General features: G+C 69.5%; 11 protein-coding genes and 1 riboswitch. Of the genes, 8 read left to right on the forward strand and 3 right to left on the reverse strand.

The window, feature by feature from the left end; genetic code table 11:
- Positions 1 to 58: 58 nt before the first annotated feature.
- Positions 59 to 244: riboswitch (cobalamin riboswitch) on the reverse strand.
- 41 nt (positions 245 to 285) lie between these two features.
- Positions 286 to 804, forward strand: coding sequence for a bifunctional adenosylcobinamide kinase/adenosylcobinamide-phosphate guanylyltransferase (gene cobU, locus ACSQ2B_RS03455; protein WP_436047361.1), 519 nt, complete (start codon positions 286 to 288; stop codon positions 802 to 804).
- A gap of 69 nt (positions 805 to 873) precedes the next feature.
- On the opposite strand, the gene ACSQ2B_RS03460 is transcribed toward cobU, so the two are convergent.
- Together ACSQ2B_RS03460 and ACSQ2B_RS03465 are read right to left on the reverse strand one after the other, a co-directional pair.
- A complete protein-coding gene (locus tag ACSQ2B_RS03460; RefSeq protein ID WP_436047363.1) occupies positions 874 to 1413 on the reverse strand; it encodes a GNAT family N-acetyltransferase in 540 nt (179 codons plus the stop codon).
- Positions 1410 to 2729 (reverse strand): sugar MFS transporter, encoded by a 1320-nt coding sequence (locus ACSQ2B_RS03465; protein ID WP_436047365.1) that lies wholly within the window; start codon positions 2727 to 2729, stop codon positions 1410 to 1412. The genes ACSQ2B_RS03460 and ACSQ2B_RS03465 overlap by 4 nt, the downstream gene beginning before the upstream one ends.
- A 93-nt stretch (positions 2730 to 2822) precedes the next feature.
- On the opposite strand from ACSQ2B_RS03465, the gene ACSQ2B_RS03470 reads away from it, so the two are divergent.
- The 5 genes from ACSQ2B_RS03470 to ACSQ2B_RS03490 all read left to right on the forward strand — a co-directional run bounded on the left by ACSQ2B_RS03470 (position 2823) and on the right by ACSQ2B_RS03490 (position 8957).
- Complete coding sequence (locus ACSQ2B_RS03470) at positions 2823 to 4625, forward strand: IlvD/Edd family dehydratase (protein ID WP_436047367.1); 1803 nt, start codon at positions 2823 to 2825, stop codon at positions 4623 to 4625.
- Between the two features lie 25 nt (positions 4626 to 4650).
- Positions 4651 to 6225: an aldehyde dehydrogenase (NADP(+)) gene (locus ACSQ2B_RS03475; protein ID WP_436047369.1), complete on the forward strand. Its 1575-nt coding sequence runs from the start codon at positions 4651 to 4653 to the stop codon at positions 6223 to 6225.
- Positions 6225 to 7205, forward strand: a complete 981-nt coding sequence (gene araD1, locus ACSQ2B_RS03480; RefSeq protein ID WP_436047371.1) for an AraD1 family protein — start codon at positions 6225 to 6227, stop codon at positions 7203 to 7205. The genes ACSQ2B_RS03475 and araD1 overlap by 1 nt, the downstream gene beginning before the upstream one ends.
- On the forward strand, positions 7202 to 8131 hold the full coding sequence (locus ACSQ2B_RS03485; RefSeq protein ID WP_436047373.1) for a Gfo/Idh/MocA family protein: 930 nt from the start codon (positions 7202 to 7204) through the stop codon (positions 8129 to 8131). The genes araD1 and ACSQ2B_RS03485 overlap by 4 nt, the downstream gene beginning before the upstream one ends.
- A 106-nt stretch (positions 8132 to 8237) precedes the next feature.
- Positions 8238 to 8957 carry a FadR/GntR family transcriptional regulator gene (locus ACSQ2B_RS03490; protein WP_436047375.1) on the forward strand — a complete coding sequence of 240 codons (720 nt, stop codon included), beginning with the start codon at positions 8238 to 8240 and terminating at the stop codon, positions 8955 to 8957.
- 59 nt (positions 8958 to 9016) lie between these two features.
- Here the strand turns inward: ACSQ2B_RS03490 and ACSQ2B_RS03495 are convergent, their stop codons facing one another.
- Positions 9017 to 11230 (reverse strand): beta-glucosidase family protein, encoded by a 2214-nt coding sequence (locus ACSQ2B_RS03495; RefSeq protein ID WP_436047377.1) that lies wholly within the window; start codon positions 11228 to 11230, stop codon positions 9017 to 9019.
- Between the two features lie 105 nt (positions 11231 to 11335).
- On the opposite strand from ACSQ2B_RS03495, the gene ACSQ2B_RS03500 reads away from it, so the two are divergent.
- Together ACSQ2B_RS03500 and ACSQ2B_RS03505 are read left to right on the forward strand one after the other, a co-directional pair.
- The gene (locus tag ACSQ2B_RS03500; protein WP_436047379.1) at positions 11336 to 11722 is read left to right on the forward strand and encodes a GH39 family glycosyl hydrolase; all 387 of its coding nucleotides are present in this window, start codon (positions 11336 to 11338) and stop codon (positions 11720 to 11722) included.
- Entirely contained in the window at positions 11626 to 12900 is a 1275-nt protein-coding gene (locus ACSQ2B_RS03505) for a GH39 family glycosyl hydrolase (RefSeq protein WP_436047381.1), read from the forward strand. Before ACSQ2B_RS03500 ends, ACSQ2B_RS03505 begins: the two co-directional genes overlap by 97 nt.
- Positions 12901 to 13109: the final 209 nt, after the last annotated feature.

Raw genomic sequence — 13109 nt, forward strand, 5'->3', positions numbered from 1 at the left:
ACAAGACGTCGCCGAACCGGGGTTTCACCCGTCCGCCAAGGCCATCCCCGACCTCGCCGAATGACGACCGCGACAGGCAGGTCTCCTGGCTCACGGCTCAATCGCTCGATCCCGCCTTCCCAGACCTTGGCGGGCCCAGTGGCTAGTGAGATCGCGCTCGCCGCTTACAGTTGCGGGGACAGCCCAGGTTTTTCACCCAGTTCCCTTTTGATCCCTTACGGGAACCCGTTGCGTGGGAGGCGCTATAGGCGTGCTGTCTCCGGGCGTCAAACCAGGGGTGTTCGAATGGGGCTTCGGCTGATCATCGGCGGCGCGCGCTCGGGAAAGAGCGCGCACGCCCAGGCGCTGGCCGAGGCCGAGGCGCGGGCGCGCGGCGGTTCGCCGGTGATGATCGCCACCGCCGAAGCCCTGGATGCGGAGATGGGCGAGCGGATCGCCCGTCACCGCGCCGAGCGCGGCCCCGCCTGGCGAACCCTGGAGACGCCGCTGGAGGTGGCCGAGGCGATCGCCGGGATTTCGGCGGAAGAATGCGCCGTCGTCGACTGCCTAACCCTGTGGCTCAGCAACCTGATGTTCGCCGAGCGCGACCTGGAGGCTGCGACCGAGGCGCTGCTGGACGCCGCGGGCCGCACGGCCGGCGAGGTCATCCTCGTCTCCAACGAGGTCGGCATGAGCATCGTGCCGGAGAACGCGCTCGCCCGGCGCTTCCGCGACGAGGCCGGACGGCTTAACCGCCGCGCCGCCGAGCGCGCCGACCAGGTGACGGTGATGTTCGCCGGACTGCCGCTGGCGCTGAAGGGTTAGGACCAATTTCCAACACCGTTCATCCCCGCGAAAGCGGGGATGACCGGATGATGTGAGAGCAGTCAGAAGCTAGGTCGGAGAGGGCGCCGTCGCCGCATAGACGACGTGGCGACGCAGCGGATGGTTTTCCACCAATCCGGGATGGTCGAAAGCCCACGCCGGCTGCTCGACCATGCCGACCTTTTCCATAACGGCGCGAGAGCGGAGATTGTCCACCGCGGTGATGGCGATGATTTCATTGGCGGCCAAATAGGCGAAGCCCCAACCGATCGCGGCGCGCCCGCCCTCGACGGCGAAGCCCTGGCCCCAGACGTCGGGGCTGAGCCGCCAGCCGGCCTCGATCGCCGGCGCGGGCGGCAGGTCCGGAGCCATCTGCTTCAAGCCGATCATGCCGATCAGCCGTCCGTCGGCCTTCCGCTCCGCCGCCCAGAAGCCGAAGCCGTGCTCGCCGATGTGGGCGCTGATGCGGTCGATGGCGGCGTCGCTGGCGGCCCGATCGATCGGGCCGCCCAGCCAGTCGCTGACCCGCGGGTCGCCGTTGATCGCGGCGAAGGGCGCCCGGTCCTCCTTGCGGAATGGCCGCAGGATCAGCCGGGCGGTTTCGATCACTTCGCTAGCTGCGGCGCGGGAAGCACCTCCGGCCCGGTCGGCTTGCTGCCCCACAGCGCGTAGAACAGCACGTACAGCTCGCACAAAACAGTGACGATGAACGCCCATTGGATGCCGTAGCGGTCCGCAATGTTGCCCTGGATGAACACCAGTGCGCCGCCCGCGATCGACATGATCAGCAGCCCCGAGCCCTCCTCGGTCAGCGGGCCGAGCCCGCGGATCGCCAGCGCGAAGATCGTCGGGAACATGACCGAGTGGAACAGCCCGATCGCGATCAGCCCGTACATCGCGCCCGGCCCCTGCACGAAGGTCGCGACGAGCGCAGAGACGAGCGCCCCGAGCGCGAACACCGCGAGCACTTTCTCGGGTGCGAACCGGCGCATGATGAAGGCGCCGGCGAAGCGGCCGACCATCATCCCGCCCCACACGAAGGTGAGGTAAAAGGCCGCCTGCTCGTGCGTGATGTTGGCGATGCTCGGCTGAGAGGCGAAGTTTATGAACAGGTTGCCGACGCCGATCTCGGCCAGCACGTAGAGGAAGATCGCACCGCAGCCGAGCACCAGGTTGCGATGCCGCCAGAGCGACAAATGGCGGCGCTCCTCGGCATTGGCGCGGCGCGCGGCAGCGCCCAGCGCTGGCAGATGCGCGCGAGCTATGACGATGGTCAGCAGCGCCAGCACTATCGCGACGATTAGATAGGGCAGCATGGTCGCCTGCGCGTCGGCCATGCGCTGCGCGTAGCTGAGGTGGGTGCCCTCCGCCGACGTGCCGCCGGTGGTGCGGCCGAGGATTAAATAGCGGCCGAAGACGATCGCCAGCACGTCGCCCGTCGTGTTGAACGCCTGCACCAGGGTGAGGCGAGATTCGGACGATTCGGGCGGACCGATCACCGCGACATAGGGGTTGGCCGCGACCTGCAGCAGCGCGATCCCGCACGACACGGTGAAAAGGGACGCCAGGGTCACGCCGTAAGACGGCAGCCACGCCGCCAGGATCATGCCGAGCGAGCCCGCGGTCATCACCGCCAGCCCGACGACCAGCGCTTTCTGATAGCCGATCCGCTCGATCAATTTGGCGGCGGGGAGCGATGCGATGAGATAGCCGACGAACCAGGTCGATTCGATCAACGTCGTTTGCGTGTAGTTGAGCTCGAACACGCTGCGCAGGTGCGGGAGCAGCGTGTTGTTGATGACCGTGATGAACCCCCACATGAAGAAGAGGCTCGCCAGCAGGATCAGCGCCGGCCGGTAGGCCGCGGACGACGCCCCTTTGGGGGGCCGAGCGGCGGCGAGAGAAGTTGGAACAGGGCCGGGCACAGGTCCTCCACAGGGCATTGATCTCGTTATTGTCTGAGTATATCCGCTGATGGACACCGTCAACGCGATCGCCCGCGCCGCCTAGGATCACCCATGACCGACACGTCGATGAAGCCTCGCAAGCTGCGTTCCGCCGCCTGGTTCGACAACCCCGACAACATCGACATGACCGCGCTCTATTTGGAGCGCTACCTAAATTTTGGGCTCAGCCTTGAGGAACTGCGGAGCGGTCGGCCGATCATCGGCATCGCCCAGACCGGCTCGGACCTCAGCCCCTGCAACCGACATCACCTGGTGCTGGCCGAGCGGGTGCGCGAGGGGATCCGCGAGGCGGGCGGCATCGCCATCGAATTTCCGGTCCACCCGATCCAGGAGACCGGCAAGCGGCCGACCGCCGGTCTCGACCGCAACCTCGCCTATCTCGGCCTCGTGGAGGTGCTCTACGGCTATCCGCTGGACGGCGTGGTGCTGACGATCGGCTGCGACAAGACAACGCCGGCCTGCCTGATGGCGGCGGCGACGGTGAACCTGCCGGCCATCGCGCTCTCGGTCGGCCCGATGCTCAACGGCTGGCACAAGGGCGAGCGGACCGGGTCGGGGACCATCGTCTGGAAGGCCCGCGAAATGCTGGCGTCCGGCGAGATCGACCAGGAGGGCTTCGTCAAGCTGGTGGCCTCTTCGGCGCCGTCGACCGGCTACTGCAACACCATGGGCACGGCGACGACCATGAACAGCCTGGCCGAGGCGCTCGGCATGTCGCTGCCCGGCTCGGCCGCCATCCCGGCCCCCTATCGTGACCGACAGGAGTGCGCCTACCGGACCGGCCTGCGGATCGTCGACATGGTGCGCGAGGACCTGAAGCCCTCGGACATCATGACCCGCGACGCCTTCCTGAACGCCATCGTCGTCAATTCGGCGATCGGCGGCTCGACCAATGCGCCGATCCATCTGGCGGCGATCGCGCGGCATCTCGACGTCGAGCTGGACGTCCACGACTGGCAGGCGGTCGGCCACAAGGTCCCGCTGCTGGTGAACCTGCAGCCCGCTGGGGAATATCTCGGCGAGGACTACTACCACGCCGGCGGCGTGCCAGCGGTGGTGAACCAGCTGATGTCCAATGGGCTGATCCGCGAAGGCGCGATGACCGCCAACGGCCTCACCCTCGGCGACAACTGCCGCAAGGCGACCATCGAGGACGAAAAGGTCATCCGCCCCTTCGACCAGCCGCTGCTGAAGGACGCCGGATTCCTCGTCCTCTCCGGCAATCTGTTCGACAGCGCGGTCATGAAGACGAGCGTGATCTCCGCGGAGTTCCGCCAGCGCTACCTCAGCAACCCTGAGGACCCCGAAGCGTTCGAAGGCCCGGTCGTGGTGTTCGACGGTCCGGAGGACTACCACGCGCGGATCGACGATCCCGCCGCCGGGATCACCGCCGACAGCCTGTTGGTCATGCGCGGGGCGGGGCCGATCGGCTATCCCGGCGCGGCCGAGGTGGTGAACATGCGTGCGCCGAAACATCTGCTGCTGGACGGCGTCCACGCCCTGCCGTGCCTCGGCGACGGCCGCCAGTCCGGAACCTCCGGCTCGCCCTCCATCCTCAACGCCTCGCCCGAGGCGGCGGCGGGCGGCGGCCTGGCGCTGCTGCGCTCCGGCGACCGGGTGCGGATCGACCTCAAGCGCGGAACCGTCGACGTCCTGATCCCGGAAGCTGAACTCGCGGCGCGGCGTGAAGCGCTGACCGCGGCGGGCGGCTACGCCTACCCGGCCTCCCAGACGCCCTGGCAGTCGATCCAGCGCTCCCTCGTCGGGCAGTTGCAGACCGGCGCGATCCTCGAAGGCGCCGAAGACTTCCAGCGCATCGCCCAGACCCGCGGCCTGCCGCGCGACAACCATTAACCGTCCGAGAGGCGTGGAGACTCAGATGATCAACGGTGCAGTGCTGATCGGTTCCAGCGAACGTCGGACCGAGGCGACCTTCTACGCAGTGGATCCGTCGAACGGCGCGCAGCTTCCGACCGCCTTCCCGGAGGCCGGGGCCGCCGAGGCCGCCGCCGCATGCGCCCTGGCCGCCGCGGCCTTTCCGCAGTTTTCCACCCTGGAGCCCGAGGCCCGGGCGCGCTTCCTGGAGACGGTGGCGGACGCGATCCTGGCGATCGGCGACGATCTGATCGTCAGCGCCATGACCGAGAGCGGCCTGCCGCGTCCTCGCCTGGAGAGCGAGCGCGTCCGGACGGTCAACCAGCTGCGGCTGTTCGCCGAGGTGGTGCGCCAGGGCGACTGGCTCGACGCCACCATCGACCCGGCGCTGCCGGAGCGCACTCCGGCGCCGCGCGTCGATCTTCGGCGGATGAACGTCGCGCTTGGACCGGTCGTCGTGTTCGGCGCCTCCAACCTGCCGCTGGCCTTCTCGGTCGCCGGCGTGGACACCGCCTCGGCCTTCGCCGCCGGCTGCCCGGTGATCGTCAAGGGTCACCCCGCGCATCCGGGCACGGGCGAACTCGTGGCGCGGGCCATCCAGGGGGCGGTCGCGGCCTGCGGCCTGCCGGAGGGCGTCTTCTCCTTCCTGCCGGGGACGACGAACGAGCTGGGTCACGCCCTCGTCGCCGATCCGCACGTCAGGGCGGTCGGCTTCACCGGCTCGCGCACCGGGGGCCTGGCGCTGATGCGCGTCGCCGAACAACGTCCGGAGCCGATACCGGTCTATGCGGAGATGAGCAGCATCAACCCGGTGGTCATGCTGCCGGCAGCGCTCGCCGCGCGCGCCGAGGCGCTGGGCAAGGCCTTCGTGCAATCCCTGACCCTGGGCGCCGGCCAGTTCTGCACCAACCCCGGCCTGGTGGTCGCCCTGTCTAGCCCCGATCTCGACCGATTCGTCGTCGCGGCGACGGCGGCTCTGTCCGAGACCCAGCCCGCCGTCATGCTGACGCCGGGCATCCACGCCAGCTTCGAGCGCGGCGTCGACGCGCTCGCCCGGCACCCGGCGGTCGTCAAGCTGGCCGGCGCTCGGGTCGGGGAGGGGGTGAATCAGGCCTGCGGTGCGATCTTCCAGACCGATGCGGCGGCCTTTCTGGCGGACCCGACCCTCTCGCACGAGGTGTTCGGCTCCGCCTCGATCGTCGTGCGGTGCCAGAGCGCTGCGGAGTTGGAGGCGGTCATCGACGGCCTGGAAGGCCAGCTGACCGCGACCCTGCAGTTCGACGAGGCCGATCAGGCGACGGCGGGGCAATTGCTGCCCGCGCTGCAGCGCAAGGCCGGGCGGCTGCTCGCCAACGGCTGGCCGACCGGGGTCGAAGTCACCCACGCCATGGTTCACGGCGGACCCTTCCCGGCGACCTCCGACGGCCGCAGCACTTCGGTCGGTTCGCTCGCAATGATGCGGTTTCTGCGGCCGGTCTGCTACCAGGACCTGCCTGACCCCTTGTTGCCCCCGGCCCTGCAGGCGGCCAACCCCTGGAGACTCGTCCGCCGTCTCGACGGGACGAGGGAGCAAGCCTGATGATTCGGTCGCTGATACAGTTCGCTGAAGGCGACCTCCGCGGCGTTGCGGCCCTGGACGACGACGGCCGCGCGCGCCGGCTCGAGAACGTGCCGAGCACGCTGCGCCTGGCCCAATGGGCGATCACCTCCAACGCCTCGCTGGCGTCCCTGGCCGAGCAGCTCGCCCGCGACCCGATCGACCTCGACGAGGTGCGCCTGCTGCCGCCGATCGACCACCCGGACGCCGCCCACGTGCTGGTCAGCGGCACCGGCCTGACCCACCTCGGCTCGGCCGAGGGCCGGGACAAGATGCACCGCGACGCCGAGGCCAAGGGCGCGCTCACCGACTCCATGAAGATGTTCCTGATGGGGGTCGAGGGCGGCAAGCCGCAGACCGCGGAGCCCGGGGCGCAGCCGGAATGGTTCTACAAGGGCGACGGCCAGATCCTGGTCGCGCCCGGCGAGCCGCTGGAGATGCCGAGCTTCGCCCTGGATGGCGGCGAGGAGCCGGAGATCGCCGGCATCTACCTGGTCGATCCCGAGGGCCAGCCGGTGCGGATCGGCTTCGCCCTGGGCAACGAGTTCTCCGATCACGTGACCGAGCGCGGCAACTACCTGTGGCTCGCCCACTCCAAGCTGCGCGCCGCGGCGCTGGGCCCCGAGCTGCTGCTGGGCGCCCTGCCGGCGGACGTGCGCGGGACCAGCCGGATCCTGCGCAGCGGCGAGGTCGTTTGGGAAAAGCCCTTCCTCTCCGGCGAGGCGAACATGTCCCACTCCCTCGACAACCTCGAGCACCACCACTTCAAATATGCCGGCTTCCGGCGTCCGGGGGATGTGCACGTGCACTTCTTCGGGACCGCCACGCTCTCCTTCTCGGACGGCTTCCGCACGGAGGAGGGCGACGTCTTCGAGATCGAGGCCAAGCCCTTCATTCTGCCGGTGCGCAACCCCCTGGCGCGCGCGGCGGCGGCGCCTTCGGCGAAGGTTCGCAGCCTATGACCCCAGACCTCAGGATCGGACTGGTCGGCTTCGGCAAGATTGCGCGCGACCAGCACCTGCCGGCCATCGCCGCGACGCCGGGCGCGAAGCTTGTCGCAGTCGCCAGTCCGCACTCCCGGGCCCCGGGCGTCGCCAACTATCCGAGCCTCGAGGCCATGCTGGCGGGTGAGCCCGGGCTCGACGCCATCGCCATGTGTCAGCCGCCGCAGGTCCGCTACCAGGCGGCCCGAGCGGCGCTGGCCGCTGGCAAGCATGTCTTCCTGGAGAAGCCGCCGGGCGCCACCGTGTCCGAGGTCGAGGCGCTGATCGTCCAGGCGAAGGGCCAGGGCGTGACCCTCTTCGCCAGCTGGCACTCGCGCCACGCCGCCGCCGTCGCCCCGGCCCGCGCCTGGCTGGACGGCCGCGCGCTGCGCAAGGTGACCGTCACCTGGAAGGAGGACGTCCGCCACTGGCACCCCGGCCAGACCTGGATCTGGCAGGCCGGCGGGTTCGGGGTGTTCGATCCGGGCATCAACGCCCTGTCCATCCTCACCGAGATCCTCCACGAGCCGGTGCTGCTGAGCCGTTCCGACCTCGAGACACCGTCGAACCGCCAGGCGCCGATCGCCGCCTCCCTCTCGCTCCGGACCACGAGCGGAATCCCGATCGAGGCGGTCTTCGACTTCCGCCAGACCGGCCCGCAGAGCTGGGATATCGCGGTGGAGGCCGAGGACGGCCGGATGCTGCTGTCGGACGGCGGCGCCAAGCTCGCCATCGACGGCGCAGCCCAGGCGACGTCCCGAGAGGGCGAATATCCCGCCATGTACCGGCATTTCGCCGAGCTGGTGCGGAGCGGGCGCAGCGACGTCGACCTCGCCCCGCTGCGGCTGGTGGCCGACGCCTTCCTTTGCGGGCGTTTTCGGTCGGTCGAGCCGTTCGAAGACTGACCGCCGACGGAAGATCATCGCCCGGGCGAACTTCGACGCGAAACGCGCAGCGGCGCTGCGAACTTGCTAGTGTCCGGATCGGACACAAGGCCGGGGAGACGCGCCTTTGGACAATCGATCGACGAAGGGAAAACCGGCGCTGCGTATCCATCAGACGATCGCCCACGACCTCGGCACGGCGATCCTTGCGGGCCGCCATCTGCCGGGCGAGATCTTCGACGGCGAGATCGATCAGGCCGAGCGCCTCGGGGTCTCGCGGACGGCCTATCGCGAAGCGGTGCGGATCCTCACGGCGAAAGGGCTGCTCGAAAGCCGCCCCAAGACCGGCACCCGGGTGACGCCGCGCAGCCGCTGGAACATGCTCGACCCGGACGTGCTGGCCTGGATGTTCGCCGGCGAGCCGGACGAGTCCTTCGTGCGCGATCTGTTTGAGCTTCGCGGCGTGATCGAACCCGCCGCCTCCTCCTTCGCCGCGCGACGGCGCACCGACGCCCACCTCAAGGCGATGAGCGAGGCCGTCGAGGGCATGCGCCGCCATGGGCTGGCGACGCCGGAGGGACGCGCGGCCGATCAACAGTTCCACAAGGCTATCCTGGCCGCCGCATGCAACGAGCCGCTGGCCTCCCTGGCCAGCTCCGTCGGCGCGGCGGTGAGCTGGACGACCACCTTCAAGCAACGCACCCGCGCCCTGCCGCGTGATCCGCTGCCGGACCATGTCGCGGTCTACGAAGCCATCCGCGACCAGGACGCCGACCGGGCGCATGCGACCATGGCCGAACTCCTTCGCCTGGCGCTGGCGGACATGAAGATCGCCCTGCCTGCCTAAGAGGGGGGCCTGCCTAAGACGGGGGCCTGCCTAGGACGGAGGCTACCAGGCGGACCCGCCTATGGCCGGATGCGCCGTTCGGCGAGCCTGGCCTTGCCGGCGAGGATCGGCCTGTCCGCCGCGGCGGACACCTCGACGGTGTAGACGCCGGCCGCCACATGCCAGCTGCGCCGCTTGACGTCGAAGGCCGCCAGCAGCCGCGGATCGGCCGTCACCGACACCTGGCGCGTCTCGCCGGGCTTCAGATCGACCCGGCTCCAACCCACGAGACGCTTCACCCCGTTCACCCGGGCATAGACCTGTGCGGTCTCCGTTCCTGCGCGCGCGCCGACGTTGGCGACCTGGAAGGCGACGCGAAGGCCCGTTCCTCCGCTGACGGCGAGGTCGCGGTAGGCGAAGTGGGTGTAGCTGAGACCATGGCCGAAGGCGAACAGCGGCCTGGCGCGGGTGCGGTCGTACCAGCGGTAGCCGACGTCGGCGCCTTCCGGGTAGCCGACCGGGAAGTGCTTCCGGTCGTCGGGCAGGTCGTAGAGGTCCAGTTCGCTCTTGCCGACTGCAATGTCTGCGCCGGGCAGCTTCGGATTGGGCGTCTGTTCGATCGTCGCCGGGAAGGTGATCGCCAGTCGGCCCGAGGGGTTCGCTGCGCCCGTGAGGATGCGGGCGATGGCCTGGCCGCCGCGCTGGCCGGGATACCAGGCCTCGAGCACCGCGCCGACCTTGTCCAGCCACGGCATCAGCACCGGCCCGCCGGTCTCCAGCACCACGGCGGTCCTGGGATTGGCCGCGGCGACCGCCGTGATCAACGCATCCTGATTGTCGGGCAGGTTGAGGTCGGGCACATCCTTGCCCTCGGTGGTGAACTGCTCCGCGAAGACGACCACCAGGTCGGCGTCGCGCGCGGCCGCGGCGGCGCGCTGCGGGTCGCTTCCGTCGTCATAGGCGATGGCGGCCTGCGGCAGGACTTCCCTCAGGGCGAGCAAGGGCGAGGAGGGCGCATAGAGCTTCTTGCGCCAGACCGGTTCGCCCGGAGGGCTGAGCGCCAGCGCCGCGCCGCCCACCGGGTTGACCTGCGAGGAGCCGCCGCCGCTGACGACCCCCACGTCGGCGTGGGCGCCGACGACGAGGATCCGCTTCGCCGAGGCGGCGATCGGCAGAAGGCCGCCGTCGTTTTTCAGCAGGACGATCCCGGCTTCGGCCACCGCCTGGGCGACTTCGCCGTGGGCCGCGTAGTCGATCGGCAGGCCCATCTTGACCGGGTGGTCGGCGACCCCCGAGGCGTAGATGGTGCGCAGGATCCGCCGCGCGGCCTGGTCGATGTCGGCTTCGGTGACCCGGCCGGCGGCCAGCTCCGCACGCAGCATCGCCCCGAAATAGGGCTTGTCGGACGCCTGGGTGCCGGACTGCTGGTCCAGGCCGGCGCGGATCGACGGACTGTGGACTGCGCCCCAGTCGGACATCACGAAGCCCTTGTAGCCCCAGTCCCGGCGCAGGACGTCGTTGAGCAGGAAGCTGTTCTCGCAGGCGTAGACGCCGTTGACCTGATTGTAGGCGCACATGACCGCGCCTGGCTGGCCGATCTCGACGCCGATCTCGAAGGCGAGGAGGTCGCTCTCGCGCAGCGCCGCCTCGTCGAGGTTGGCGGAGAGCACCATCCGGCCGGTCTCCTGGGCGTTCAGCGCGAAGTGTTTGATCGTCGAGATGATCCGGGCGGACTGCACGCCGCGGATGGCGTGGCCGCCGAGCGTGCCGGCCAGCAGCGGGTCTTCGCCGAGGTATTCGAAGTTGCGGCCGTTGCGCGGCTCGCGGACCAGGTTCACGCCGCCGGCGAGCAGGACGTTGAAGCCCTTGGCCCGCGCCTCGGCGCCGATCATCGCGCCCGCGCGCTCGACCAGGGCGGGATCCCAGGTCGCGGCCATGGCGGCGCCGGAGGGCAGGGCGGTCGCCACGTCGTCGCGGCGCATGACGCTGGCCATGTTGGCCACCCCGAGGCTCGCATCGCTCTCGATCAGCGGCGGGACGCCCAGCCGGGGCGCGCCCTTCACATAGCCCGCGCCGAAGATGACCCCCTTCGGCTGCTCGGCCGGCGGCAGCAGGAAAGGCATGTAGCCGCGGATCAGGTCGAAGCGCTCATCCAGCGTCAGCTGCTTCAGCGTCCGCTCCGCGCGGGCGTCCGCGACGGAAGCCCCGGCGTCGGCGGCGAGGGCGCAAGGCGCGAGCGCCGCGGCGGCTGAGGACGTCATCAGGGCGAGAGTGATTGCTCTAACAAATTTCATAAATAGAAATAATCCTCCCGGTCCGAACGCGGCGACCTTAGGCGCCGCCTCGCCCAGGTCAAACGGACGAAACCGTTCGATAAAGGTCGTTTTCCAGGAGTCGGCATGCTGAATCGCCGTGAGGTCGCTGGCGCAGGCGGAACGCTGCTGGCGTTGTCCGCGCTCGGCGGCTCGGCCGCTGCGCAGACGCCTGTCGAGACCGTCGACGTCGATCTGCGGCGCGACGCAGGGGCCCTGGACCACATCTGGAAACACTGCGTCGGCTCTGATCGCGCCGAGATCACGATGCGCGAGTCCTGGCGCCTGGACGCCAAGCGCGGACGCCAGGAGCTGGGCCTGGAGCGCGTCCGCTTCCACGGCATTTTCGACGACGAACTGGGGGTGGGGGCAAGCCCATGTTCGGCCGGGCCAGCCCGGACTTCAACTTCCAGAACGTCGACGCCGTCTATGACGGACTGCTGGATCTTGGCCAGCGCCCGTTTGTCGAGATGAGCTTCATGCGGGGCCGGCTCGCCAGCGGGACCCGGGTGTTCGGCAACTACAAGGCCAATGTGACGCCGCCGCAGTCGCTGACGGACTGGCAGGACTTCGTTCGCCAGTTCACACGCCACCTGATCGAGCGATATGGCGCGGCCGAGGTCCGCCAATGGCCGTTCGAGGTCTGGAACGAATCCAACCTGGCGGCCTTCTGGAGCGGGACCCAGGCGGACTATTTCGAGCTCTACCGCGCCACCGCGACGGCGGTGAAAAGCGTCGATCCGGCGATCAGGGTGGGCGGCCCGTCCACCTCGGCGGTGCAATGGATTCCGGAATTCCTGGCCTTCTGCGCCGCCAACGACCTGCCGCTCGATTTCGTCTCGACCCACGTCTACGCCGGCGACAATCAGACGCGGATTTTCGGCGAGGCGATCGACGCCAGCAAGTTCAAGGGCGCCGAGCTCTGGCTCGGCGAGTGGTCGTCGGACAGCCCGGCGATGATCGCCCACGTGATCACCGGCTGCCTGCCGTACTGCCACGCCATGTCGCAGTGGCAGCTCAGCGGGACCTATGAGGAGCTGCAGGCGCCGTCATGGGTGTTCAAGGAGGGCGACAACGGCTGGGGTCTCTTGTCGCGCGGCTCCGTTCCGCGCTCGGCGTTCAACACCTACAAGCTGATGAACCGGCTGGGACACCGCCGCCTGCAGGCCGCGGGGCCGGCGTTGGCGACGCGGCGTGCGGGCGGCGGGGCCGCAGTGCTGGTCTGGAACCTGGCCGAGGTGCAGCAACCGGCGGGCATTCCCGGCGCCAGCAGCGATCGCAAGGTGGTGGGCGGGCCCAAGCGGCTGCGCGTCAGCCTGCAGGGCGCGAACCCCGGTCAGGCGGTGAAGGTGAGCTACGTCGACCAGGACCGCGGCTCGCCCTATCCGACCTGGCGGGCGCTGGGCTCGCCCAAATATCCGACGCGCGACCAGATGGCGAAGATCCGCGCCGCGGCCGAGCTCGCGCCGCCCGAAATCCGCAAGCTCGGCAAGGCGCGGGAACTCGTGCTCGACCTGCCGCCCGAGGGCGTGGCGTTGATTGAACTGGGGTCGGGTCGTCGGCGTGCCGTCCTCAGCGGCTCCCAAGGGTCTTGCGGCCGCCGCTCCCACGCCGTCATTCCCGGCCTTGTGCCGGGAACCCATGCACACTGAGGCTTGTGGGTTCCCGCTGCGATGCGGTGTTCATGGGGGGCCGGGACAAGCCCGGCCATGACGGTAGGGGTAAGGGGCGCCAGAGCAGCCGACCGGCGCCAGCAGCACGGATAGTTCATCTCGTTCTGCATCATCGCCGCCTGGAGCGGCGAGCGGACGGGGGGCTGAGACGCCTCACAACATCCGGTCATCCCCGCGAAAGCGGGGAT

Origin of the sequence: Phenylobacterium sp. LjRoot225 (assembly GCF_964252855.1) — a bacterium.
Classification (GTDB): domain Bacteria; phylum Pseudomonadota; class Alphaproteobacteria; order Caulobacterales; family Caulobacteraceae; genus Phenylobacterium.